Annotated in this window: 27 protein-coding genes and 1 riboswitch; of the genes, 13 read left to right on the top strand and 14 right to left on the bottom strand. The window is 69.3% G+C overall.

From position 1 onward, the window contains the following. Positions 1 to 19: 19 nt before the first annotated feature. Entirely contained in the window at positions 20 to 1,138 is a 1,119-nt protein-coding gene (locus AB0M99_RS19135) for a peptidoglycan bridge formation glycyltransferase FemA/FemB family protein (protein WP_365921840.1), read from the bottom strand. Positions 1,139 to 1,269: 131 nt separating this feature from the next. Then, positions 1,270 to 1,593 carry a hypothetical protein gene (locus AB0M99_RS19130; protein WP_365921838.1) on the bottom strand — a complete coding sequence of 108 codons (324 nt, stop codon included), beginning with the start codon at positions 1,591 to 1,593 and terminating at the stop codon, positions 1,270 to 1,272. A gap of 250 nt (positions 1,594 to 1,843) precedes the next feature. On the opposite strand from AB0M99_RS19130, the gene rpsF reads away from it, so the two are divergent. The 4 genes from rpsF (at position 1,844) to rplI (ending at position 3,555) form a co-directional block, all read left to right on the top strand. Continuing rightward, positions 1,844 to 2,134 (top strand): 30S ribosomal protein S6, encoded by a 291-nt coding sequence (gene rpsF, locus AB0M99_RS19125; protein ID WP_004950685.1) that lies wholly within the window; start codon positions 1,844 to 1,846, stop codon positions 2,132 to 2,134. A 73-nt stretch (positions 2,135 to 2,207) separates the two neighbouring features. Beyond that, a complete protein-coding gene (locus AB0M99_RS19120) occupies positions 2,208 to 2,810 on the top strand; it encodes a single-stranded DNA-binding protein (RefSeq protein ID WP_365921836.1) in 603 nt (200 codons plus the stop codon). Positions 2,811 to 2,853: 43 nt separating this feature from the next. Next, positions 2,854 to 3,090 (top strand): 30S ribosomal protein S18, encoded by a 237-nt coding sequence (gene rpsR / locus AB0M99_RS19115; RefSeq protein WP_005315025.1) that lies wholly within the window; start codon positions 2,854 to 2,856, stop codon positions 3,088 to 3,090. An 18-nt stretch (positions 3,091 to 3,108) separates the two neighbouring features. After that, positions 3,109 to 3,555 carry a 50S ribosomal protein L9 gene (gene rplI, locus AB0M99_RS19110; RefSeq protein WP_365921833.1) on the top strand — a complete coding sequence of 149 codons (447 nt, stop codon included), beginning with the start codon at positions 3,109 to 3,111 and terminating at the stop codon, positions 3,553 to 3,555. 157 nt (positions 3,556 to 3,712) lie between these two features. Here the strand turns inward: rplI and AB0M99_RS19105 are convergent, their stop codons facing one another. Next, a complete protein-coding gene (locus AB0M99_RS19105; RefSeq protein ID WP_365921831.1) occupies positions 3,713 to 5,050 on the bottom strand; it encodes an MATE family efflux transporter in 1,338 nt (445 codons plus the stop codon). A gap of 452 nt (positions 5,051 to 5,502) precedes the next feature. Here AB0M99_RS19105 and dnaB point away from each other — a divergent pair, with 452 nt between their 5' ends. After that, positions 5,503 to 6,966: a replicative DNA helicase gene (dnaB, locus tag AB0M99_RS19100; protein ID WP_365922037.1), complete on the top strand. Its 1,464-nt coding sequence runs from the start codon at positions 5,503 to 5,505 to the stop codon at positions 6,964 to 6,966. 9 nt (positions 6,967 to 6,975) lie between these two features. Next, entirely contained in the window at positions 6,976 to 8,361 is a 1,386-nt protein-coding gene (locus AB0M99_RS19095) for a serine hydrolase domain-containing protein (RefSeq protein ID WP_365921829.1), read from the top strand. A gap of 15 nt (positions 8,362 to 8,376) precedes the next feature. On the opposite strand, the gene AB0M99_RS19090 is transcribed toward AB0M99_RS19095, so the two are convergent. The 3 genes from AB0M99_RS19090 to AB0M99_RS19080 all read right to left on the bottom strand — a co-directional run bounded on the left by AB0M99_RS19090 (position 8,377) and on the right by AB0M99_RS19080 (position 10,986). Further along, a complete protein-coding gene (locus AB0M99_RS19090) occupies positions 8,377 to 9,549 on the bottom strand; it encodes a winged helix DNA-binding domain-containing protein (RefSeq protein ID WP_365921827.1) in 1,173 nt (390 codons plus the stop codon). Between the two features lie 64 nt (positions 9,550 to 9,613). After that, on the bottom strand, positions 9,614 to 10,078 hold the full coding sequence (locus tag AB0M99_RS19085; protein WP_365921825.1) for a GNAT family N-acetyltransferase: 465 nt from the start codon (positions 10,076 to 10,078) through the stop codon (positions 9,614 to 9,616). Between the two features lie 17 nt (positions 10,079 to 10,095). Next, entirely contained in the window at positions 10,096 to 10,986 is an 891-nt protein-coding gene (locus tag AB0M99_RS19080) for a GNAT family N-acetyltransferase (protein ID WP_365921823.1), read from the bottom strand. Positions 10,987 to 11,138: 152 nt separating this feature from the next. Between AB0M99_RS19080 and AB0M99_RS19075 the strand changes: the two genes are divergently transcribed. Together AB0M99_RS19075 and AB0M99_RS19070 are read left to right on the top strand one after the other, a co-directional pair. Further along, positions 11,139 to 11,789: a haloacid dehalogenase-like hydrolase gene (locus AB0M99_RS19075; RefSeq protein WP_365921821.1), complete on the top strand. Its 651-nt coding sequence runs from the start codon at positions 11,139 to 11,141 to the stop codon at positions 11,787 to 11,789. Beyond that, entirely contained in the window at positions 11,713 to 13,122 is a 1,410-nt protein-coding gene (locus AB0M99_RS19070) for a globin domain-containing protein (protein WP_365921819.1), read from the top strand. The genes AB0M99_RS19075 and AB0M99_RS19070 overlap by 77 nt, the downstream gene beginning before the upstream one ends. A 51-nt stretch (positions 13,123 to 13,173) precedes the next feature. On the opposite strand, the gene AB0M99_RS19065 is transcribed toward AB0M99_RS19070, so the two are convergent. From AB0M99_RS19065 to AB0M99_RS19045, 5 genes are all read right to left on the bottom strand, one after another. Next, positions 13,174 to 13,653 (bottom strand): NUDIX hydrolase, encoded by a 480-nt coding sequence (locus tag AB0M99_RS19065; protein ID WP_365921817.1) that lies wholly within the window; start codon positions 13,651 to 13,653, stop codon positions 13,174 to 13,176. Between the two features lie 60 nt (positions 13,654 to 13,713). After that, on the bottom strand, positions 13,714 to 14,610 hold the full coding sequence (locus tag AB0M99_RS19060) for a LysR family transcriptional regulator (protein ID WP_365921815.1): 897 nt from the start codon (positions 14,608 to 14,610) through the stop codon (positions 13,714 to 13,716). Positions 14,611 to 14,787: 177 nt separating this feature from the next. Next, the gene (locus AB0M99_RS19055; protein WP_365921813.1) at positions 14,788 to 15,954 is read right to left on the bottom strand and encodes a cystathionine gamma-lyase; all 1,167 of its coding nucleotides are present in this window, start codon (positions 15,952 to 15,954) and stop codon (positions 14,788 to 14,790) included. After that, positions 15,951 to 16,445 (bottom strand): low molecular weight protein-tyrosine-phosphatase, encoded by a 495-nt coding sequence (locus AB0M99_RS19050; RefSeq protein ID WP_365921811.1) that lies wholly within the window; start codon positions 16,443 to 16,445, stop codon positions 15,951 to 15,953. The genes AB0M99_RS19055 and AB0M99_RS19050 overlap by 4 nt, the downstream gene beginning before the upstream one ends. A 9-nt stretch (positions 16,446 to 16,454) precedes the next feature. Next, positions 16,455 to 16,835 (bottom strand): phage holin family protein, encoded by a 381-nt coding sequence (locus tag AB0M99_RS19045; RefSeq protein WP_365921809.1) that lies wholly within the window; start codon positions 16,833 to 16,835, stop codon positions 16,455 to 16,457. A 90-nt stretch (positions 16,836 to 16,925) separates the two neighbouring features. Between AB0M99_RS19045 and AB0M99_RS19040 the strand changes: the two genes are divergently transcribed. The 4 genes from AB0M99_RS19040 to AB0M99_RS19025 all read left to right on the top strand — a co-directional run bounded on the left by AB0M99_RS19040 (position 16,926) and on the right by AB0M99_RS19025 (position 19,191). Continuing rightward, a complete protein-coding gene (locus AB0M99_RS19040; RefSeq protein WP_365921807.1) occupies positions 16,926 to 17,243 on the top strand; it encodes a cupin domain-containing protein in 318 nt (105 codons plus the stop codon). Between the two features lie 145 nt (positions 17,244 to 17,388). Next, complete coding sequence (locus AB0M99_RS19035; RefSeq protein WP_365921805.1) at positions 17,389 to 17,616, top strand: DUF5326 family protein; 228 nt, start codon at positions 17,389 to 17,391, stop codon at positions 17,614 to 17,616. A 290-nt stretch (positions 17,617 to 17,906) separates the two neighbouring features. Then, positions 17,907 to 18,644, top strand: coding sequence for a helix-turn-helix domain-containing protein (locus tag AB0M99_RS19030; RefSeq protein ID WP_365922035.1), 738 nt, complete (start codon positions 17,907 to 17,909; stop codon positions 18,642 to 18,644). A 97-nt stretch (positions 18,645 to 18,741) separates the two neighbouring features. Then, a complete protein-coding gene (locus AB0M99_RS19025) occupies positions 18,742 to 19,191 on the top strand; it encodes an SsgA family sporulation/cell division regulator (RefSeq protein WP_365921803.1) in 450 nt (149 codons plus the stop codon). A 168-nt stretch (positions 19,192 to 19,359) separates the two neighbouring features. On the opposite strand, the gene AB0M99_RS19020 is transcribed toward AB0M99_RS19025, so the two are convergent. Further along, positions 19,360 to 20,775 (bottom strand): YibE/F family protein, encoded by a 1,416-nt coding sequence (locus AB0M99_RS19020; protein ID WP_365921801.1) that lies wholly within the window; start codon positions 20,773 to 20,775, stop codon positions 19,360 to 19,362. Positions 20,776 to 20,814: 39 nt separating this feature from the next. After that, positions 20,815 to 20,958: riboswitch (TPP riboswitch) on the top strand. On the opposite strand from AB0M99_RS19020, the gene thiC reads away from it, so the two are divergent. Continuing rightward, on the top strand, positions 20,953 to 22,746 hold the full coding sequence (gene thiC / locus AB0M99_RS19015; protein WP_365921799.1) for a phosphomethylpyrimidine synthase ThiC: 1,794 nt from the start codon (positions 20,953 to 20,955) through the stop codon (positions 22,744 to 22,746). Its footprint overlaps the riboswitch before it by 6 nt. Before the next feature lie 160 nt (positions 22,747 to 22,906). Here thiC and AB0M99_RS19010 read toward each other — a convergent pair whose 3' ends face one another. After that, entirely contained in the window at positions 22,907 to 23,374 is a 468-nt protein-coding gene (locus AB0M99_RS19010; protein WP_365921797.1) for an NUDIX domain-containing protein, read from the bottom strand. Then, positions 23,361 to 23,714, bottom strand: coding sequence for a hypothetical protein (locus tag AB0M99_RS19005; RefSeq protein ID WP_365921795.1), 354 nt, complete (start codon positions 23,712 to 23,714; stop codon positions 23,361 to 23,363). Before AB0M99_RS19005 ends, AB0M99_RS19010 begins: the two co-directional genes overlap by 14 nt. Positions 23,715 to 23,942: the final 228 nt, after the last annotated feature.

The raw sequence follows: 23,942 nt of genomic DNA, 5'->3' as shown, positions 1-23,942 counted from the left end.
CTGGGTGGGGCGGGGTGGGTCAGCGACGCGACATGTAGATGTCGAGCGCCTTGTGCAGCAGCTTGTTGAGTGGGAAGTCCCACTCGCCGACGTACTCGACGGCCTCGCCGCCCGTACCGACCTTGAACTGGATCAGGCCGAACAGGTGGTCGTTCTCGTCCAGGGTGTCACTGATGCCGCGCAGGTCGTAGACGCTGGCGCCCAGCGCGTACGAGTCGCGCAGCATGCGCCACTGCATGGCGTTCGAGGGCCGCACCTCGCGCTTGTGGTTGGCGGAGGCCCCGTACGAGTACCAGACGTGCTGGCCGACGGTGAGCATCGTGGCGGCGGCCAGCGGCTCCCCCTCGTGCTTGGCGATGTACAGCCGCATCCGGTTGGGGTCCTCGGAGTTGAGGGCCGTCCACTGGCGCTGGAAGTAGCTGAGCGGGCGCGGGCGGAACTTGTCGCGCTCGGCCGTGATCTCGTACAGGTGCTGCCAGGTCTCAAGATCCTCGTAACCGCCCTGGACGACCTCGACGCCGGCCTTCTCGGCCTTCTTGATGTTGCGGCGCCACAGCTGGTTGAAGCCCTTGAGGACGTCGTCCAGCGACCGGTTGGCCAGCGGCACCTGGAAGACGTAGCGGGGCTGTACGTCGCCGAAGCCGGCGCCGCCGTCCTCGCCCTGCTGCCACCCCATGCGGCGCAGCTTGTCGGACACCTCGAAGGCGCGGGGCTCGATGTGCGAAGCCTCCACGTCACGCAGGCGCTTGACCTCCGGGTCCTGGATTCCGGCCTTGATGGCGGTGGAGTTCCAGCGGCGGATGACGACGGGCGGGCCCATCTTCACGGTGAAGGCGCCCTGCTGCTTGAGGTGCGCCAGCATCGGCTGGAGCCACTCCTCCAGATTGGGGGCGTACCAGTTGATGACCGGGCCCTCGGGGAGGTACGCGAGGTACCGCTTCACCTTGGGCAGCTGCCGGTACAACACGAGGGCAGCACCGACGAGTTCGCCGGATTTGTCGAACCAGCCGAGGTTCTCGGAACGCCACTCGTTCTTCACGTCGGCCCACGCCGGGACCTGGCAGTGGCTAGCCGAGGGCAGGCTCTGGAGGTAACCCAGATGCTGCTCTCGGCTGATGGTCCTCAGGGACAGGCTCATGCGGGGCGTCTCCTCCGGCGGCTTCGCTGGCTATGGCGCGAAGCCTACTGCGACAAGGGCGCCACCCATCTGGGGGACAGGCCGGGCCTGGGCCGGAGGGAGGCCGGCGCCCTGTCGAGGAGGTACCCCGGTCAGCCCAGCCAGCCGCCGAAGAGGCCGCCGTGGGCCATGCCGAGGAAGAACCCGATGGCCGAGGCACCCAGCCCGATGATCAGCGCGAAGCGCTCGCGCGTCGTGGCGGAGATGAACTGCCCGTAGGCACCGGTCAGGATCCCGATCAGCCCGGTCCACGAGCTGAGCAGGTGCAGATGGTGGAAGAACGCCGTGATGAACGCCACGGCGCCCAGGACCAGGGTGACCGCCACCAGGGTGTCCTGCAGCGGGTGGGGCTTGCCGTCGGTCGAGAAGAGGGAGATCGACGGGGGTGAGGTCTGGCGTCGCATTGCCTGTGCCATCGGAAGGCACCTCCTGGCTGAAGCAGAGCGGTGCAGCGGGGCCGCCCTCGGCAGGGGCCGGGGGCATAGCACCGAGCACACCCGATGGATACAGATTGTGGCCTCCTGGTGCCGGATTTCAACCGGAAGGAGTCGAGGAGGTAGTCTGTACAGCTGCGCGGTGTCTGCTCTCGGACACCGTGCGCACGCATCACGACCCTCCTGCCACGGAACGACCGTGGCCGCTGAGTCCAAAGGAGGTGGGTTCCACATGCGTCACTACGAAGTGATGGTCATCCTCGACCCCGATCTCGAGGAGCGCGCTGTCTCCCCGCTGATCGAGAACTTCCTTTCTGTCGTCCGTGAGGGCAACGGAAAGGTCGAGAAGGTCGACACCTGGGGCCGTCGTCGTCTCGCTTACGAGATCAAGAAGAAGCCTGAGGGCATCTACTCGGTCATCGACCTTCAGGCCGAGCCTGCGGTCGTCAAGGAGCTTGACCGACAGATGAACCTGAACGAGTCGGTTCTCCGGACCAAGGTCCTTCGCCCCGAGACCCACTGAACTTCGGTTCAGCGGTAATCGGGATCGAGTAGCACAGCAGCCCAGCAGCAAATCCCCGCCGAGAGGTTCATCCATGGCAGGCGAGACCGTCATCACGGTCGTCGGCAATCTCGTCGACGACCCCGAGCTGCGCTTCACCCCCTCGGGTGCGGCGGTCGCGAAGTTCCGTGTCGCGTCCACCCCCCGCACCTTCGACCGTCAGACCAATGAGTGGAAGGACGGCGAAAGCCTGTTCCTGACCTGCTCGGTGTGGCGGCAGGCGGCTGAGAACGTCGCCGAGTCCCTCCAGCGGGGCATGCGCGTCATCGTGCAGGGCCGGCTGAGGCAGCGGTCGTACGAGGACCGTGAGGGTGTCAAGCGCACGGTCTACGAGCTGGACGTCGAGGAAGTCGGCCCCAGCCTGAAGAACGCCACGGCCAAGGTCGCCAAGACCACCGGTCGCGGTGGCCAGGGTGGATACGGCGGCGGCGGTCAGCAGCAGCAGGGCGGCGGCGGTGGCAACTGGGGCGGAGCCCCCGGTGGCGGCGCCCCGCAGGGCGGCGGAGGCCCCTCCGACGACCCGTGGGCGTCCAGCGCGCCGGCCGGCGGCCAGCAGCAGCAGGGCGGCGGCGGGGGCGGCTGGGGCGGAAGCTCCGGCGGCTCCGGCGGTGGCTACTCGGACGAGCCGCCCTTCTAGGGCAGCTCGCATCCCCACTTCTTGATCACACAGGAGAGACACAATGGCGAAGCCGCCTGTGCGCAAGCCTAAGAAGAAGGTCTGCGCGTTCTGCAAGGACAAGACCGCGTACGTGGACTACAAGGACACGAACATGCTGCGGAAGTTCATTTCCGACCGCGGCAAGATCCGTGCCCGCCGCGTTACCGGCAACTGCACGCAGCACCAGCGTGACGTCGCCACGGCCGTGAAGAACAGCCGTGAGATGGCGCTGCTGCCCTACACGTCCACCGCGCGATAAGGAAAGGGTGACCGACTAATGAAGATCATCCTGACCCACGAGGTCTCTGGCCTCGGTACCGCCGGCGATGTCGTCGACGTCAAGGACGGTTACGCTCGCAACTACCTGGTCCCGCGTGGTTTCGCGATCCGCTGGACCAAGGGTGGCGAGAAGGACGTGGCGCAGATCCGCCGCGCCCGCAAGATCCACGAGATCGCGACCATCGAGCAGGCCAACGAGGTCAAGGCCAAGCTCGAGGGCGTGAAGGTTCGTCTGGCCACCCGCGCGGGTGACGCCGGTCGTCTCTTCGGTTCCGTCACCCCGTCCGACATCGCCACGGCGATCGAGGCTTCCGGTGGCCCGAAGGTCGACAAGCGCCGCGTTGAGCTGGGCTCGCCGATCAAGACCCTCGGTTCGTACCAGGTCTCCGTGCGTCTGCACGCCGACGTGGCCGCGAACGTGGGCATCGAGGTCGTCGCCGCCTAAGGGCTGCGCATGAAGGGCCGCACCCCTGTGGGGTGCGGCCCTTCGTCGTTCCCGGACGCGGTGGGGCGGGGGCGGCTCGGGATGAGGCAGGCGATGTTTCACGTGAAACATCGGGGCCTTCCTGGCGCTCTCGCGATGTTTCACGTGAAACAGAGGATCAGCGGGTGGCCCCCGCGACCAGCCAGCGGCCCGATCGGGCGCGTAGCTGGAGGGTGACCATCCGGACCAGCATCATCAGCGTCATGGCCCACCACAGCGTGGTCAGGCCGCCGCCGACGGCCGGGACGAGCAGCGCGGCCGGGGTGAACACCGCGAGGGTCAGCAGCATCGCCCAGGCCAGGTAGCGGCCGTCTCCCGCGCCCATCAGGACCCCGTCGAGCACGAAGACGATGCCGGAAACCGGCTGGGAGAGGGCCACTACGAGCAGGGCGGGCAGGATGGCGTCCTCGACCGCCGGGTCGCTGGTGAACAGCGGGACGAACAGCGGACGGGCCGCGATCACCAGGATGCCCAGGACCACGCCGGAGGCGATCCCCCACTGCACCATGCGGCGGCAGACGGCCTTCGCACCCTCGGTGTCGCCGGCGCCCAGGTAACGACCGATGATGGCCTGCCCGGCGATGGCGATGGCGTCCAGGGCGAAGGCCAGCAGGCTCCACAGCGAGAGCAGGACCTGGTGGGCGGCGATATCGGCGTCGCCGAGCCGGGCGGCAACGGCTGTCGCGATCATCAGGACGGCCCGCAGGGACAGGGTGCGGACCAGCAACGGCACGCCGGCCTGGGCGCAGGCCCGGATCCCGGTGGCATCGGGGCGCAGCGATGCGCCGTGCCGTCGGGCACCGCGAACGACCACGATCAGGTAGGCGGCGGCCATGGCGCACTGGGCGATCACCGTGCCCCATGCGGATCCGGCGATGCCGAGGCCAGCGCCGTAGACGAGGGCGGCGTTGAGGCCCGCGTTGAGTGCGAAGCCGCCGACGGCGACGTAGAGCGGGGTCCGGGTGTCCTGGAGGCCGCGGATGACTCCGGTGGCGGCGAGCACCACCAGCATGGCCGGGATGCCCAGGGCGGAGATGCGCAGGTAGGTGATCGCGTACGGCGCGACGGTGTCGGAGGCCCCGAAGAGGGAGATCAGCCAGGGCGCCGTGGGCAGGACGACGGCGATGACGGCGGCGCCGAGGAGCAGGGCGAGCCAGATGCCGTCCATGCCCTGCCGGATGGCCGCCTGCAGATCGCCTGCGCCGACACGGCGGGCTACGGCCGCGGTGGTGGCGTAGGCGAGGAAGACGAAGACGCTCACGGCGGTGGTGAGCAGTGCAGCGGCGATGCCGAGGCCGGCCAGCTGGGGCGTGCCGAGGTGTCCCACGATGGCGCTGTCGGCCATCACGAAAAGGGGTTCGGCGACGAGTGCGCCGAAGGCGGGTACGGCGAGTGCGAAGATCTCTCGGTCGTGCCGTCTCGGGGCAGCCTTCGGCGCTGCGGGGGCCTGTGTCATGGGCTCAATCTAATCTTCCACAGGTAATAGACGCAAGGGTCATTGGATCCTTACCAATGCGTTGACTTGGGCGTTCTCCGCACCTCATTGGTGGCGATCTTGAGACAGTGGCGAATATTTTTCTCCCCCACAGCCCGTGGAGAGAGAAATTGCAGGTCAGGTGGGGTAACGGGGTGGGTCGGGTGATTTTGTCCACAGCGTCGTCCCCCGGTCCGTGCACAGCTTCCGGGGACTTACCCACAGCATTGGCGCCGTCGTCCACATCTCATCCACACAGCCTGTGGATAACAAGATTGGCTGACGCCGCTCGCGGGCCTACCGTTGTTCGTTGCCCGACTCGCCGACGGCGGATTCGGGTGCCCCAAATGTCAGAGCCGTGTCGTAGAAAGAGTGACACGGCGAGGTCCGCGTTGCGGACGGGAGGAGGCGGCCCGGTGAGCATGCCCGAGCCCATGGACGACCCCTGGGCCGACAGCGGTCCGGGAGACCGTCTGCCCGCCCGTCCACGCCGTGGGGGCGAGGGCCGGGGCCGCGGGGACGAACAGCACGACCGAGGCCGTGAGGGCGGCTCCTGGGACGGCGGTGGGGGCGGCTTCGAGCGCGTCCCGCCGCAGGACCTCGATGCCGAGCAGTCGGTGCTCGGCGGCATGCTGCTGTCCAAGGACGCCATCGCCGACGTGGTCGAGGTGCTGAAGGGCCACGACTTCTACCGGCCCTCGCACGAGACGATCTACCAGGCCATCCTCGACCTGTACGCCAAGGGCGAGCCTGCCGACCCGATCACCGTGGGCGCCGAGCTGACCCGGCGCGGCGAGATCAGCAAGGTGGGCGGGGCCTCGTACCTGCACACGCTCGTGCAGTCGGTCCCCACCGCGGCGAATGCCGAGTACTACGCCGAGATCGTCCACGAGCGGGCGGTCCTGCGCCGCCTGGTGGCCGCGGGCACGAAGATCACGCAGATGGGTTACGCCGCGGACGGCGACGTCGACGAGATCGTCAACAGCGCCCAGGCGGAGATCTACGCCGTCACCGAGCAGCGCACCTCCGAGGACTACCTGCCGCTGGGCGACATCATGGAGGGCGCCCTCGACGAGATCGAGGCGATCGGGTCGCGCAGCGGCCAGATGTCCGGCGTCCCGACGGGCTTCACCGACCTCGACTCGCTGACCAACGGCCTCCACCCCGGCCAGATGATCGTCATCGCGGCCCGCCCCGCCATGGGTAAGTCCACGCTCGCGCTGGACTTCGCCCGGGCCTGCTCCATCAAGAGCAACCTCCCGAGCGTCATCTTCTCCCTCGAAATGGGCCGCAACGAGATCGCGATGCGCCTGCTCTCGGCGGAGGCCCGCGTGGCGCTGCACCACATGCGCTCCGGCACGATGACCGACGACGACTGGACCCGGCTGGCCCGCCGGATGCCGGACGTCTCCGCCGCCCCCCTCTACATCGACGACTCCCCCAACCTGTCGATGATGGAGATCCGTGCGAAGTGCCGTCGGCTCAAGCAGCGCAACGACCTCTCGCTCGTCGTCATCGACTACCTCCAGCTGATGCAGTCGGGCGGCTCCCGCCGTCCCGAGAGCCGCCAGCAGGAGGTCTCGGACATGTCGCGAAACCTCAAGCTGCTGGCGAAGGAGCTCGAGGTCCCGGTGATCGCCCTGTCCCAGCTGAACCGTGGCCCCGAGCAGCGCACCGACAAGAAGCCGATGGTCTCCGACCTGCGTGAGTCCGGCTCCATCGAGCAGGACGCCGACATGGTGATCCTGCTCCACCGCGAGGACGCGTACGAGAAGGAGTCGCCCCGTGCGGGCGAGGCCGACCTGATCGTGGCGAAGCACCGTAACGGCCCAACGGCGACGATCACCGTCGCTTTCCAGGGCCATTATTCGCGGTTCGTGGACATGGCCAACACGTAGCATCCGATCATGGATGCCGTGTCTGAAGACCTGGAACTGCTCCCTGCAACCCGGCGCGCGCTGAGGCGCCGGATCGCCATTGCCCAGAGCGACGGGCGGGCCCCGTCGGTGGTGGCGGCCGTGGTGCGCGACGGCGCAGTGGTGTGGGAGGGCTCGCGGACCTCCGTCGAAGGGCACGGACCCGACGGGAACGTGCAGTACCGGATCGGCTCGATCACCAAGACCTTCACGGCCGTTCTGGTGTTGCGGCTGCGGGACGAGGGGCTGCTGGGGCTCGGGGATCCGGTGGAGAAGTTCCTGCCCGGGGCGGGCGTGGGTGAGGTGACCGTCGGTCAGCTGCTGGCCCACACCGGCGGCTTGGCGGCGGAGACGCCGGGTGAGTGGTGGGAGCGTTCGTCGGCGACGCTGCGGCCGGAACTCTCGGACGTACTGGGCGAGGAGCCCTTCCGTCACGAGCCCGGACGCCGGCACCACTACTCCAACCCGGGCTACACGCTGCTGGGTTCGCTCGTGGAGGCCGTGCGCGGCAAGCCCTGGGAAGAGGTGCTGCGGGCCGAGATCCTGGAGCCGCTGGGGCTGGACCGCACGAGCGCGCAGCCGCAGGCCCCGCACGCCGGGGGATGGGCTGTGCACCCGTGGGCCGACGTCATGATGCCGGAGCCGCTGGAGGACCTGGGGCTGATGGCGGCCGCCGGTCAGCTGTGGTCCACGACCGCGGACCTGGCGCGGTTCGCGGCCTTCCTCCTACGCGGTGACGAGCGGGTGCTGAGCGCCGACACGGTACGGGAGATGCGCACGCCGGCCGCTCCCCCGGAGCCGGGCCTCGCCGAGGGCGGGTACGGACTCGGAGTGCAGCTGCTGAACAGCGCCGGGCGCCACCTCGCCGGGCACACCGGCTCGCTGCCCGGCTTCGTCGCAGGACTGTGGCTGAGCGAGACGGACGACGTGGCGGCCGTGGTGCTGGCGAACTGCACCTCGGGGCTGCCGGCCGGGGCGGTGGCCGCGGACCTGGTGGGGATCGTGGCCGACGCGGAGCCGCCCTTCCCGCGGCCGTGGCGGCCGTTCCGGGAGGCCGATCCGGTGGCGCTGGAGCTGTGCGGGCCCTGGTACTGGGGCACGGGCGCGTACGCCCTCCGGCTGACCGCGGAGGGCCTGCTGGAGCTGGGCCCGCTGGGCGCGACGGGACGTGCGGCCAGGTTCCGGGCGGAGCCGGACGGCAGCTGCAGCGGCCTGACCGGCTACTACGCGGGGGAGTCGCTGCGGGCGGTGCGACGGCCGGACGGCTCGGTGAGCCACCTCGACCTCGCCTCGTTCGTGTTCACGCGGGAGCCGTACGACACCCGGGCCCCGGTGCCCGGCGGGGTGGATCCGCAGGGCTGGCGGGGCATCGGCTGACACTCGCGCGCGGTCCTAGGCCACGAGTTCGCGCTCCAGCGGAGTGCGGAAGCGCGGGGTGATGCGCGCGTCCGCGATCCACTCCGCGAGCCGGTCCGCCTCGGCGGAGATCGCCCTCTCGGCAGCGCGGCCGGGGCTGCCCAGCAGGCGGTGCACGACGGCGCCGTCGGCGCGCTGGGCCCAGCCGCCGACGATCTCGCCGTTCCACCAGACGGTGGGCCCGATGTTGCCGGCGTAGTCGAAGAGGGCGGACCGGTGGGCGGGGTCGAGGTGGAAGCCGCGGTCGGCCCACCCCATGCCGCTCGGGTCGAGGCCCGGCAGCAGGGCGGCCCAGGGCTCGGGGGCGGGTTCCGGCGCGGTGTCCCCGGGGCCGACGAGGGCGATGGTGCCGTCGTCGAGCCGCACCTGCTCGGGGCCGACGGCGGCGAGGGCCTTGCGTACGTCGGTGAGGGTCCAGCCGGTCCACCATTTGAGGTCGGCCTCGGTGGCCGGCCCGTACGCGTGGAGCCAGCGGCGGGCGACCTCGGCCCGGGCCTCGGCCACGGGCACAGGCGGCCAGGGCTCGGTGTGGACCCAGCGGTACTGGCTGGAGGTCCACGAACCGCGCGGCCGGTCCCGGCGGATCCGCCCGTCGGCGGCGAGCAGCCGGATGACCCGGGTGGCGACGCCGGTCTGCGTCTCGTACTTCTTGCCGCGGCCGATGGTGATCTTCCGGCGCAGGGCCGGGACGGCGGCGGAGAGCTGGCTGCCCGTGCGGGGGCCGCTGTGGTCGAGGGCGTCGAGCGCGGCGGCTTCGGCATCGGCCAGCCAGGCGGCATCGAGGCCCTGGCCGTCCTCGGCGAGGTGCTTGAGGAGGGTGCGCCGCTCCTTCACCGCGATACCCCGGGCGGTGGACGCGTCCACGTGCGGGGCGAGTTCGGCGGAGACGGCGAAGAGCGTGTTGCGCATGCTCAGCAGCCGGACGAGGCTGACGTCTCCGTAGAGCGCGTGCTCGATCGTGGCGGGTTCGCTCTCGGCCAGCCGGGCGCGTGCCGAAAGGAAGACGGTCGCAGCGTCGGTGGCGTGCAGGGCGACGACGGAGTCCGCAGCCTCGGCCACCCCGGCGGCGCGGGCCGAGGGCGCCAGGCGGTGCCTGCGGCCGAGCCGGTGGCGGCGCTCCGCGGTGGTGATGAGGGGAAGGCTGCTCATCCTCCCGATCGTAGGCCGGGACGCACGCAGCGTCCCGGCCTTTCGCGTCCGGTTTCCCGGCCGGTCAGAGCTGAAGCTTGAACCCCACGTGGGAGGCGGTGAAGCCGAGCCTCTCGTAGAAGCGGTGGGCGTCGGTGCGGGTCACGTCCGAGGTGAGCTGCACGAGTTGGCAGTTCTCGGCGCGGGACTGCTCGATGGCCCACTCGATGAACCGGGTGCCCAGGCCGCTGCCGCGCTCGTCGGCGTGGATGCGGACCGCCTCGATGATCGAGCGGATGGCTCCCTTGCGGGAGAGACCGGGGACGATCGTGAGCTGGAGGGTGCCGACGACACGCCCCCCGCGGACGGCGACGACCAGGTGCTGATGCGGATCGTCGGTCAGGCGTTTGAGGGCCTCGGTGTACGGGGTGAGGTCGTCCGGGGACTCACGGGTGGCCCCCAGCGGGTCGTCGGTGAGCATGGCCACGATCGCGGGCAGGTCGGCCTCGCCGGCCGGGCGGATCTCCAGGTCAGGGGCGGCTTCTGTCATGGTCGGCGGGTCCTTCCTCAACCGGCTGCCACGGTGAGCGGAGCCCAGCGACGGGTCCAGTCGCCGGGCAGGCCGGGGATGTCTCGGGTCATGACGGCGTTGAAGGCCACGGAGTCGAGGCCGCGGCCCTTGAGCCAGGCGAGGAGCTCCTCGTGGCGTACGTCGACGTCGGTGCGCAGCGGCCGCTCGGTCGTGGCGGCCAGAGCGGTGACGAGTGCCTGTGCCGTGACCTGGTCGCGGGCGATCAGCGGGCCGATCACATGGGTCTCCATGTTGGGCCAGATGGCGGCGTACCCGATCAGCTCGCCGGCGGGGTCCTCGGCGACCAGCAACCTGTCCGTGAAGGCGGGCAGCCGGGTGATCAGGTGGGTCCGGTCGGTGCCGAAGACCTCGTTGTCCAGGCGGAGGATCCGGGAGACGTCCTCGCCGGCGGCCGGCCGGACCGTGACGCCGTCCTCAGGGGGAGGAGCGCTGTCGTCGGGGCGGAACGTGCCGCGCAGCATCTCGGCGCGTCCTGTGGTGTCGAAACCGAGCTCCTCATAGAGGGGGCGGCCGTACGGTGTCGCGTGCAGGGTGAGTGGAACGCCCTTGAGGACGTCATCGCAGACGTACGTCATCAGACGCCGGCCCAGGCCCTGGCGGGCGTAGCGGTCGGCGACCAGGACCATCCCGATGGCGGCGAGCTCCGGATCGGTCCCGTTGTGCCCGTACCGGGTGACGACGCAGGCCGTGGCGAGCCCCCGGCCGTCAGGGGCGTCGATGCCGTAGCCGTTTCCGGCGGCGAGGAGCAGTCCCCATTTGTGGTCCTCGCGCGGCCAGCCGCGGTCTTCGGAGAGATCGGCGCAGTGGCGGAGGTCGTCCACGGTCAGTGCGCGGATCGGAAGTTCACTGAGATGTGGTGGTGTCACGGGCCCAGACTGGATCATTGGCCGGGGGTCGTCCAGGGGATTAGGAACTGGATGTTTCACGTGAAACACGAGGGTGCTCCGCGTGAATCGGGTCGATGTTTCACGTGAAACATCCTGTTTCGCGCGCAGGCGACGGACTAGCCTCGACGGTTATGAGCACCCTGCACCTCTTCGATCTCGACGGGACACTGATGTACGGCTCGGCCGCGCCGGTCGAGATCTCCCGCCAGCTCGGACTGACGGCCGAGATCGCCGAGCTGGAGCGGGCCTTCGGCGCGCAGGAGATCGGGCCGCACCAGTTCTCGGTGGCGGCGCAGGGCCTCTGGTCCGGTCTGACCCCCGTACATGTCCGGGCGGCGTTCGACGGCTCCCCGTGGCTGTCCGGGATCCGCGAGGTGTGGCAGGAGATCCGCGAGCGCGGGGACTACTGCGCGGTGATCTCGCTGTCGCCGTCCTTCTTCGTCGAGCTGCTGCTGGAGTGGGGCGCGCATGCCGCGCACGGCTCGCTCTTCCCGGAGGTGCCGTTCACCCGGCCCGTGGACGCGGCGGGCATCCTGACGCCCGAGGGCAAGGTCATGGTGGCGGACAGGCTGTGCGCGCAGTTCGGGGTGAGCCGGAGCGACTGTGTCGCGTACGGGGATTCCCGGACCGATGCCGCGCTCTTCGACGCGGTGCCCCGGTCGGTGGCGGTCAATGCGCGGCCGTATCTGGCCGAGCGGGCGACCCATGTCTACACGGGCCGGGACCTGCGGGAGGCATACCAGCTGGCGGGGTTGGCACGCCCGGGAGTTGAGGCATCTTAAGGGGAAAGTGGGTTCGAAACGCGGAATTCCCGCATTTCCCCGCAAGCCCTCGGTAGGGCTGGCACGCTGTGAAACCCGGAACCACGGATCTGAGGCCGTGGCGCGTGCAGACCTTACCGAGATGCTCGAAGCGAGGCACCGCATGGACGCTCCGCCCACCAGACCGGCCAGACGGAGGCCGGCTCGGATACCCTCCGGGGGCGGCGCGACCGAGCCCTCCCCCGATGCCGTACTCATCCGCCGGACGCTCGCGGAGATCGCACCTGTCGCCGACAAGGTGACCTCGTACTTCTACGCCCTGGTGTTCACCGGGCACCCGGACGTCCGGGGCATGTTCCCCGCCGCGATGGACGCGCAGCGCGACCGGCTCCTGAAGGCGCTGCTGACCGCCGCCGAGCACATCGACGACCCCGATGTCCTCGTCCCGTACCTGCGCAGGCTGGGCACCGGGCACCGCAAATACGGCACGGTGGCGGGCCACTACCCGGTGGTGGGCGAAGCCCTGATCGGGGCGCTGGCCCGGTACGCGGAACTCACCTGGGGGCCGGAGGCCGAGGCGGCCTGGGTACGGGCGTACACCTCGATCTCCCAGATCATGATCGACGCGGCGGCCGAGGACGAGGTGAAGGCTCCGCCGTGGTGGCACGCCGAGGTGGTCTCCCACGACCTGCGCACCCCGGACATCGCGGTGATCACCGTCCGCCCCGACCAGCCGTACGCCTTCCTCGCGGGCCAGTACACGAGCCTGGAGACCCCGTGGTGGCCGCGGGTGTGGCGGCACTACTCCTTCGCCTCGGCGCCGCGCGCCGACGGGCTGCTGTCCTTCCACGTCAAGGCCGTCCCGGCGGGCTGGGTTTCCAACGCGCTCGTACGGCACGCCCGGCCCGGGGACGTACTGCGGCTCGGACCGCCGGCCGGCTCGATGGTCGTGGACCACAGCACCGACAACGGCATGCTCTGCCTGGGCGGCGGCACCGGAATCGCGCCCATCAAGGCGTTGATCGAGGACGTGGCCGAGCACGGTGAACGCCGTCCGGTGGAGGTGTTCTTCGGTGCGCGCAGCGACAGCGACCTGTACGACAAGGACACCTTGCTGGGGCTCCAGCGCTCACACCCGTGGCTCTCGGTACGGCCGGTGGTGTGCGCGGACGGGCTGGCCGGGCAACTGCCCCAGGCCGTTGGCACGCACGGGCCCTGGAGCTCGTACGACGCCTTCATCTCCGGGCCCGCGGCGATGATCCGCAGTGGTGTGGACGCGCTGAAGCGGATCGGGATCCCGGGTGAGCGGATCCGGCACGACGCGGTGGAGGAGCTGGCAGGCGTCGCCGGCTGAGACCGGCAGGCGCCTGCACTCCGTTGCGTCGGTGTCGGTTCGGGCCTCGGGTCAGCCCAGGTCGGGGGCGTGCATGGCACGTACGCCCTCGATGTTGCCGTCGAGGTAGTGGCGCAGGGACAGCGGGACGAGGTGGACCGCGGCGATGCCGACGCGGTTGAAGGGCACGCGGACGATCTCGTACTCGCCCTCGGGCTCGTCGATCTCGGGGCCGTGCCGTAGGCCGGGGTCCATGGATTCGAGGCGGCAGACGAAGAAGTGCTGCACCTTGACCCCGGTCACCCCGCGGTCGGCGATGTGCTCGACGGTATCGACGAAACAGGGCACCACATCGGTGATCTTCGCGCCGAGTTCTTCGTGGACCTCGCGGTGGAGGGCGTCGACGACGGTGGCGTCCGAGGACTCCACTCCGCCGCCGGGAGTGAGCCAGTAGGGATCGACGCCGGGCTTGGTGCGCTTGATGAGGATCAGGTCGTCACCGTCGAGCAGGATCGCGCGGGCGGTGCGTTTGACCACGGGACGTTCGGTCATGGGAGAAGAGTGGCCCAGGACTCCCCTTCTGAAACGCCTCGGCGGCCGGAACCCGATGGCTCACCAGTGTGCGCCGGCGCTCAGCAGCCGTTCATGAGCCCTCGCGAGGTGGGCCAGGGCGAGGCTGCCGCTGCGTACGACGAGGAACCAGGTGCGCAACGGCGGTACCGCGGGCTCCAGGAGCGCGACGACCTGCCCCCGGTCCAGAGCGTCCTGGCAGAGGTAGCGGGGCAGCACCGCGAGCCCGGCGCCGGCCCGGACGCACTCCACCACGGCCCGCAGATCGGGGGCGACGACGGTGGCCGCCGTACCGGGCAGCGCGTCGAAGACGGTGGCCCAGTAGCGGGTGACGAGGGGCAGGCTTTCGTGGACCTCGACGACCGGGATGCCCTCCAGGGCCTCGGGTCCGCTCTCGCGCAGCCGGTCCGGATCGACGAGGGCGGCCCAGTAGGGCGCGGCCACCAGGACGTGCTCCTCGTCGCACAGGGCGGTGGCGTTGAAGAGCGCTCCGCGAGGGCGGGCGGTGGCGACGACGAGGTCGTGGTGCCCGGCGGCGAGCCCTTCGAGGGTCTCGGCGGCGTCGGCCAGCAGGGCGGTGCGCAGGGTGTGGCCCTGGCCGACCAGCGGTGCGAGGGCGGGCAGTACGCGCAGGCTCAGGAACTCGGGGGGTCCGGCGAGGTGAAGGGTGCGTGCCGTACCCGCGGCCTCCCGCTCCGACTCGGTGATCCGCAGCAGGGCGTCGAGGTGCGGAGCGGCCTTGTGGGCGAGTTCGTCGCCGACGGCAGTGGGGGTGACACCGCGGGCCCGGCGGTGGAAGAGCGGCCGGCCCAGTTGGCGTTCGAGCGTGCGGATCTGCGAGGTGACGGCGGGCTGTGACAGCCCGAGGAGCGCGGCGGCCCGGGTGAACGAGCCGGCCCGGTGCACGGCGACGAAGGTGCGCAGCAGGGCCAGGTCCATGACGGCCCCTCTCGGTGGGGGCCTTCAACTATAAATATGCCGATAGGGTCCTGTCGTTACCGTGATTGGACTCTGACACAGAGTCAATTAGCCTTGTGCAGGTGGTTCTTCGCGCGCGGAACCCGAAGCGGTCCGAGCCACTTGGGGGGAGGCTCGGACCGCTTTTCCACGGCTGTTTCAGGCACCCGTACCCGCGGAGTCGAGGGCCCGCAGCACATCCTGGAGGAGGTCCTCGGTGTCCTCCGCTCCGGCGGAGAAGCGGATGAAGCCCTCGGGAACGGCGTCGCCGCCCCACCGCCCGCGCCGCTCGGCGGTGGACCGCACCCCGCCGAAACTCGTGGCGTCCTCGACCAGGTGCAGGGCCGCCATGAAGCGCTCGGCGTGCGCGCGGTCGGGGAGGGTGAAGGAGACCACCGATCCGAACCCCCGCATCTGGCGGGCGGCCGTCTTGTGTGACGGGTCCGCCGGAAGTCCGGGGTAGCGCAGCCCGCTCACGTCGGCGCGGTCGGCGAGTGCTTCGGCGACCGCCAGGGCGTTGGCCCACTGCCGCCGGCAGCGCAACTGGATGGTGGCCAGGGAGCGGTGGGCGAGCCAGGCCTCCATGGGCCCGGGGATCGCTCCGACGATCTTGCGCCAGCGCCGGACGCCCGCCGCGAGCTCCGGGTCGCGGCAGACGACGTATCCGAGCAGCACGTCACCGTGGCCGGTGAGGCCCTTGGTGCCGCTGGCGACGGAGAAGTCGGCGCCGAGTTCGAGGGGCCGCTGGCCGAGCGGGGTGGCGAGCGTGTTGTCGACGGCGACCAGTGTTCCGCCGGCGTGCGCCGCGTCCACGAGGCGGCGTACGTCGCACACGTCGAGCCCGGGATTGGAAGGGGTCTCGATCCACAGCAGCCGCGCCCCGTCGAGGACCGCGAGCTGCGCGTCTTCGCCGGTGGGGGCCGTGCGCACGTGGATGCCGTACGCCTCCAACTGCTCGCGCAGCAGCGGCAGTGCCTGGTATCCGTCGGAGGGCAGGACGACGGTGTCTCCGGTGCGCGCCTGTGAGAGGAGCACGGCGGAGACGGCGGCCATGCCGGAGGCGAAGGCGATGGTGTGCACGCCGTCCTGACCGGGGGCCTCCAGCTCCCCGATGGCCTGTTCCAGCAGGGTCCAGGTGGGGTTGGTGTCGCGGCCGTAGGTGTACGGGCCCTCGACGTCGCCGGGGAGGTGGAAGTGGGCGGCGAAGACCGGACCGGGCATGGTCGGCTCGTTCTTGACGGGCTCGGGCAGGCCTGCCCGTACGGCGAGGGTGCCGTCGCCGAGCCGGGCGTCGGGTACGGCTGTGGCGCCGTCGTGTTCGCTCATGGGGTGGTGGGCTCCTTCACGGCTTCGCGTACGGCGGCCAGCAGGCCGTTGCTCGCCGCCTCGACCAGCGCCAGGCACTCCTCGAACCCGTCGAGGGACCCGTAGTAGGGATCCGGTACGTCGGCCCCCGCGGCCGGGACCGCGGGGTCGTACGACCGCAGCAGCCGGACCTTGGCGGCGTCCTGCGGGGTGGGGGCGAGGGCGCGCAGGTCCCGCAGGTGCCCGGCGTCGAGGGCGATGACGAGGTCGAGGTCGGCGAACCAGGAGGACCGGAACTGCCGGGCCCGGTGGTCCTGCTCGTACCCGGCGGCCTCCAGGACGGCGGCGGTGCGCGCATCGGCGCCGTCACCCTCGTGCCAGCCGCCGGTGCCGGCGCTGTCGACCTCGACCAGGTGGTCGAGTCCGGCCTCGGCGACTCGGGCGCGGAAGACGGACTCGGCCATGGGCGAGCGGCAGATGTTGCCGGTGCAGACGAAGCACACGCGGTACATGCGGGCGCTTCAGTTCTTGTCGGGCAGGACCATGTTCACGGCCCAGGAGACGATGGAGATGATCAGGGCGCCGACGACCGCGGTCCAGAAGTTGTCGACGTGGAAGCTGAGGTCGAACTGCTTGGCCAGCCACGAGGTCAGCATCAGCATCAGCGCGTTCACGACGAGGGTGAACAGACCGAGGGTGAGGATGAACAGCGGCAGGGAGAACAGCTTCACCACGGGCTTGACGATGAAGTTGACCAGGCCGAAGATCAGCGCGACCAGGATCAGGGTGAGCGTCCGGCGGCCCATGCTGCTGCCGTCGTCCAGAGTGATGCCGGCGAGGAGCCAGATGGCGACGGCCAGGGCCGCCGCGTTGGCGAGCGTCTTGACTACGAAATTCGTCATGTGTCTGATCGTTGCAGAGAAGATCCCGGTGGAACATCGGCAGATCTGCTGATGGCAGTCGTACGAGAGAGCACAAGGGGCACAGCGAAGATGAAGGCCTTCCGGCTGGACGAGCTCGAAGCGGAGCGGGCCGTGAACGACGGCGCCTATCTGCAGTTCCTGCGTGAGCGGAACATGTCGGTCGGGCTGTACGCGCTCGATGCGGGGCAGAGCGACCCGCAGCAGCCGCACGGACAGGACGAGGTGTACTTCGTCGTGAGCGGCCGGGCCTCGATCACGGTGGGAATGGAGACCACGACGGTGGCCAACGGCAGCGTGGTCTACGTACCGGCCGGGGTCCCGCACAAGTTCCACCACATCACCGAGAACCTGAAGGTGATGGTGGTCTTCTCCCCGCCGGAGGCGTGAGCGGCGGGGGCCGGAATGAGGGTTGTGCGCCTGATCCCCCTAGGGGGCGGGTCAGGGGACTGCGGGGGCTTGTGGGCCCCCGCGGGCGTCCGTGGGCTCCTAGCATCGAAGCAGGAAGTCACGGACGAGGAAGAGGTTGAGGAACATGAACGGCATCCGAGAGACATTCGCAGGCATGCCCTGGTGGGTTAAGTGGGTCGCCGTTCCGCTGCTGGTGATTCTCGTCTTCGGCGGTGTGATCACCCACATCCTGGCGACGCTGATCGGATTCGCCTTCAACGTCCTGCTCTTCGTCGCCCTGGTCGGCGGCCTGGTCTTCCTCGTGAAGAAGTTCAGCGGCAGCGGCTCGAAGTCCTCGTCCAGCGAGTGGTAGATCGGCCCAAGCCGGTCGGTAACGGGATTAACCCAGGTGAGGGAACGTGACACGCTAAACCGCTCACATCGCTGGAATCGGCGGATAGAGTGGCAATCTGTGCCGTTACCTGGGCACCGAAAGCCGGTAATGCCGCCTCGACCCGCGGTTCTGTAAAGCAACTCACCGAGCACGACCCCCAGGAGCCACGGCATACGCGGGGGCGGCCCCCGCAGGGCGGGCCCCCCACGGCCTGCCGCCACGCCTGGGGGTGAGCTTTGTCTTCGGTTCACAATGCCGGTGTGCCGACGCTGATCGGTTCGGTGCAGCGGGCGTTGAGACTGCTCGAAGCGGTGGGCTCCCATAGCGAGGGAGCTCCGGCCAAGCAACTGGCGCGCGAGGCAGGGCTCCCGCTTCCCACTGCGTACCACCTGCTGCGCACTCTGACCCACGAGGGCTACCTGCGCCGGGAGAGCGGCGTGTTCGTCCTGGGCGACGCCGCCGGACGGCTGGCCGGTGGTGGACTCCAGCAGAAACGTCGCAGCATGATCCTCGACTCCCTCGCGCACTTCCGCGACGCGGTCGGGGCCCCCGTCTACTTCGCGGTCTACCGCGAGGGTGAGATCGAGGTCGTGGGCGTCTCGGACACCCCGGCCAACCCGGCCTGCGAGGAGTGGGCCGATTTCCGCGAGACCGGCCACGCGCACGCCATCGGGCAGTGCCTGCTCGGCCAGCTCGACGAGAAGACGCGCAAGGACTACCTCGACCGCCACCCCGTCGAGGCGATCACCCCGTACACCGTGGCCGATCAGCGGGCGCTGGAGCAGCGCATCGCGTCCTTCCAGCGGATGCAGCCGGTGACCGAGCGTCAGGAGTACGCGCTGGGCACGGTGTGCGCGGCGATCCCGATTACAGCGGGTGACACTGCTGCGACCATGGCCATTTCTCTCCCACTGCACCAGGAAGCCCGCTTGCTCTATGCGGTTGATCGGCTACGGAGTGAAGTAGGCGCGCTGTTGAGCACCCTCTCGTTCTCTATCAGTATCTGAAAACTCACTCCTTGTGATCTGCTGGCGCTTCCACCACTCTTGTCAAGAGGGCCCTGGGGGATCATTCCTGGCCACTTCCACAACAGCGGGGTAGGCAATGCGCGAGTCGGTACAGGCAGAGGTCATGATGAGCTTCCTCGTTTCCGAGGAACTCTCGTTCCGGATCCCGGTGGAGCTCCGGTACGACGCTCGTGACCCCTACGCAATCCGCCTGACCTTCCACCTTCCCGGAGATGCGCCCGTGACCTGGGCGTTCGGCCGGGAACTACTGCTGGACGGCATCAACAAGCCCTGCGGTGACGGCGACGTACACATCGCCCCCACCGACCCGGAGGAACTGTCGGACGTCCACATCAGGCTCCAGGTCGGGGCCGACCGGGCACTCTTCCGTGCCAGTGCGGCGCCGCTCGTCGCGTTCCTCGACCGCACCGATCGGCTGGTTCCGCTCGGTCAGGAGCGAAACCTGGGCGACTTCGAGGAGAACCTGGACGAGGCGCTCGGCAAGATCCTGGCCGAGTCGCAGCAGAACGAGCAGAACGCGGGCTGACGCGGGCCGACACAGGCCGATACCGGCCGACGCCGGCTGATCAGACGCACCACCGGCTCAGCGTGCCGACGCGCTGAGTGCACCGACTTGCCGCTCCCGACGACGGGTGGCGCGCACGGTCCGACCAACCGTGCACGCCGGTCCGCGCAACGGGCCACCACTCATCCTTCAGCGCTTGCGACGCCGGCCCCGGCCGCCGCGGGCCGGCCCCGGAGCCGCCCCGGTGGCCGGGGATCCCGGTCGGTCGGCAGAAACCACCAGTGCGGCCAGCGCCGTTGTCACGGGCACCGAGGCCACCAGGCCGATCGAGCCCACGAGGGTTCGTACGATCTCCTCCGCCACCAGTTCGCTGTTGGCCACGGAACCCATACTGCTGTTCGCGATCGAGAAGAGCAGCAGCAACGGCAGCGCGGCTCCCGCGTATGCCAGCACCAGGGTGTTGACCACTGACGCGATATGGTCCCGCCCGATCCGGATGCCCGCCCGGTACAGGCCGCGGGGGCCCATCGCGGGGTCGGCCTGGTGAAGTTCCCAGACCGCCGACGTCTGGGTGACCGTCACGTCGTCGAGCACGCCCAGCGATCCGATGATCACGCCTGCGAGCAGCAAACCGCTCATGTCGATGTTCGGGTAGAGCCCGTGGATCAGCCCCGTGTTGTCGTCGGTGTTGCCGCTGAGGAACGCCCAGCCGATGAACAGCGAGCCCAGCAGGCCGATCAGCAGCAGTGAGACGAGCGTGCCCAGGACGGCGACCGACGTACGAGCCGTCAGACCGTGGCACATGTAGAGCGCGATCAGCATGATGGCGCTGGCCCCGACCACCGCAACGACCAGCGGGTTCGAACCCTGCAGGATCGCCGGGAGGATGAAGAGGGTCAGTACGCCGAAGCTGACGACGAGCGCGATGAGCGCGAACAGCCCCCGCATCCGGCCGACCAGGACCACCGCGACGGCGAAGATCCCGGCGAGCAGCGCCATCGGGAACTTCCGGTTCACGTCGATCACGGAGTACTGGAGGTCCCTGGGGGCGTCCGGTGCGTAGGCGACCACCACCTCCTGACCGTCTTTCAACTGCCGTGGTGCGCCCGGCTGGACGATTTCGATGAAGGTGCGGCCCTTGTCCGGCCCGGTGCCGACCTCGATGGTGGCCTTCTTGCACTCACCGGTCTGCGCGGCCTGTGCCTCGCGGCCCTCGGGCGTGGAGGTGTCGCCGGTGGTCGGGACCTGGGAGGCGTTGACGGACTTGCAGTCGACCCGCGCCAGCGAGACGACCTTGCCCTGCTGGGTCTGGCGGTCGAAGCCCACCCCGGAGCGCTCGTGGGCGGGGGCACCTCCCGGCCAGAGCACCACCATGCCGATGAAGACGGCGGTGGCGAAGGGGATCAGCACGGCCGCGATCACCTTGCGCAGGTGCTTCGAGACGGGGGCCGCCGGACCGTGGCTGTGGGAGTGCCCGTGTGAGTGCCCGGGGCCCGCATGCGCATGGTCGGCATGACCTGTGTGACCCGTGGGGTCAGTGGGCTCGGCGGGAGGCTGCGGCGAGGACGTCACCGGTAGATCATCGCAACAGATGAGGGGGCCCACTGTTCAGCACGCCACACATGACGCTAGCGTGGGGGCACCTTTGCACAACGCGGGAGCTCGGAGCACCGGGCTGAGAGGGCGCTGATCACCGTACGCGCAGTGAATGCGTACGGGAAGAGGCTGCGTCGACCGCCGAACCTGTTACCGGGTAATGCCGGCGTAGGGAGATCAGGTCTCATGACCATTCAGGACGCACGCACGCCTGCCGTCAGCCAGGACACCGACGGCCAGACCGAGCGCCAGCCCGGCTGGCACAAGGGATACCTGGCGGGCTCCCGCCCGGACATCCGGGTGCCGGTCCGCCAGGTCCACCTCACCAACGGCAAGGACGTGACGCTCTACGACACGTCCGGGCCGTACACCGACCCGCAGATCGAGACCGACGTCCGCCGGGGCCTGCTGCCCCTGCGCGAGAACTGGATCATCGGCCGCGGCGACACCGAGGAGTACGCGGGCCGCCCCGTGCGCCCCGAGGACGACGGCATCAAGCACACCTCGCCCCGCGGTGGCCTCAAGAACCTCGACGCGGTCTTCCCGGGCCGCCCGCGACAGCCCCGCCGCGGCCGCGGCGGCGTTGCCGTCACGCAGCTCGCGTACGCCCGCCGGGGCGAGATCACCCCGGAGATGGAGTACGTCGCGATCCGCGAGAACGTCTCCCCCGAGGTCGTCCGCGAGGAGATCGCCGCAGGTCGTGCGGTGCTTCCCGCGAACGTGAACCACCCGGAGATCGAGCCGATGATCATCGGTAAGCGCTTCCTGGTGAAGGTCAACGCCAACATCGGCAACTCCGCGGTCACCTCCTCCATCGAGGAGGAGGTCGACAAGATGACCTGGGCGACCAAGTGGGGCGCCGACACGGTCATGGACCTCTCGACCGGCCGCAACATCCACACCACCCGCGAGTGGGTGCTGCGCAACTCGCCCGTGCCGATCGGCACCGTGCCGCTCTACCAGGCGCTGGAGAAGGTCGACGGCCGTGCCGAGGATCTGACCTGGGAGATCTACAAGGACACGGTCATCGAGCAGGCCGAGCAGGGCGTCGACTACATGACGGTCCACGCCGGCGTGCTGCTCCCGTACGTGCCGCTGACCGCCCGCCGCAAGACCGGCATCGTCTCGCGCGGCGGCTCGATCATGGCCGCGTGGTGCCTGGCGCACCACAAGGAGAACTTCCTCTACACGAACTTCGAGGAGCTCTGCGAGATCCTCGCGGCGTACGACGTCACGTACTCGCTGGGTGACGGCCTGCGCCCCGGATCCATCGCGGATGCCAACGACGCCGCGCAGTTCGCCGAGCTGAAGACGCTGGGCGAGCTCAACACGATCGCCAAGCGCCACAACGTGCAGACCATGATCGAGGGCCCGGGCCACGTCCCGATGCACAAGATCAAGGAGAACATCGACCTCCAGCAGGAGATCTGCGAGGAGGCGCCGTTCTACACGCTCGGCCCGCTGACCACGGATGTCGCGCCCGCCTACGACCACATCACCTCGGGCATCGGCGCCGCGATGATCGCCTGGTGGGGCACCGCGATGCTCTGCTACGTCACGCCCAAGGAGCACCTGGGCCTGCCCAACCGCGACGACGTGAAGACCGGTGTCATCACGTACAAGATCGCTGCGCACGCCGCTGACCTGGCCAAGGGTCACCCGGGCGCCCAGGAGTGGGACGACGCACTGTCGGACGCGCGGTTCGAGTTCCGCTGGGAGGACCAGTTCAACCTGGCCCTCGACCCGGACACGGCCCGGGAGTTCCACGACGAGACCCTCCCGGCCGAGCCGGCCAAGACCGCGCACTTCTGCTCCATGTGCGGGCCGAAGTTCTGCTCGATGAAGATCAGCAGAAGCATCACAGAGCAGTTCGGCGGGGACGACTCGGCCACGGATGAGGAGATCCAGGCGGGGATGCTCAGCAAGTCGGCGGAGTTCGCGGCCACAGGCAACCGGCTGTACCTGCCGCTGGCTGACTGACCTGCGCACATGAGGCTGACCGACGGCATTCCGGGGGGAGTCGTCGGTCAGCCTTGGTCGTTCTGCGCACTGATCTTCTGACGGTAGACCGTCCCGAAGCACACGGCCCCGGTTCCGCAGTCTGGAACCGGGGCTCTGGCGCGTCCAGAATCCGTTGGCGTCAACGGACAAAGGGGCCCTGTCCGGCTCTCCAGTCGTTGATGCGCTTGCGGATGCTTGGCACCATCGGGAGGGCGTCTATGGCATCCGGAGCGAACCAAGCCACCTCGAACGACTCGTCCGAGGTGCGTAGCGCTCCCCCGGTGGGTCGGCCCAGCAGGCAGATGGAGAACTCTTGCCGGACCTCGCCGTCGTCGTAGGCGAACACGTGCCCCGGGTTCGTGTAGGTCCCGACGATGCCCGTGATCTCGACGGTGATTCCGGTCTCCTCGAACGTCTCACGGACCGCGCAGTCTCCGATGGTCTCGCCTAGATCCATTTTGCCGCCGGGTAGGGCCCACATCCCGTTGTCTGTGCGCCTCTGCAACAGCACGTTTCCGCTCTCGTCTACGACGACCGCCGAAGCGGCCGGTACGAGGCTGTTGGCCTCAGGGGCGGTGGGGTCGTCTTCGTAGTCACGCCTGGCCATCGTTAGTGGTCTTCCTGATGTCGCGTCCTCGGCTCCACAGTTCCTCGACGTGTGCCGCGAAGCGGTCGAACATGCCGTCCGTCTGGCCGCGTCGCAGGTGCATCATCGGGGAATCGTGCCCGACTCTGCGCGCCAGAATCGGGGTCACGATCATCTCGTCATCGAAGCGGAAGACCGAGAGATTGACGTGACCAGTCTCGAAGCGGCTCTCGACGCCGGTGACGTCCCGCAGCTTTTCCAGCTCGTTCAACGTGACGGCGATGCGAGTGGACAGCGTTAGCGGCACGTCTTCCTCAGCCTCACGCGCCGCAGTGACCGGACTGGACGGGTCACCGATCAAGAATCGAACTCGACACCCGCTCTGGGCTTCGGTAGTTGTCAAGTCAAATGAGATGTTTGTGGTGCTATGAACCTTGTGGTTCGGGTTCTCTGCGTTTGGCTGGGTCGTTGATCCAGACCTGGCTGGGTATCTCGGGTGGTTTCGGTCGGCGGGCGAAGCGTGCGGGGTGGCGTTCGTATGCCTCGGCGAGAGCGACGGCCCGCTGGTCGCGGACCTCCTCTGCGGTGC

It is taken from the genome of Streptomyces sp. NPDC051183 (genome assembly GCF_040682455.1).
In the GTDB taxonomy this organism is placed as follows: domain Bacteria; phylum Actinomycetota; class Actinomycetes; order Streptomycetales; family Streptomycetaceae; genus Streptomyces.
This window is presented reverse-complemented; position numbering and strand designations above follow the sequence as displayed.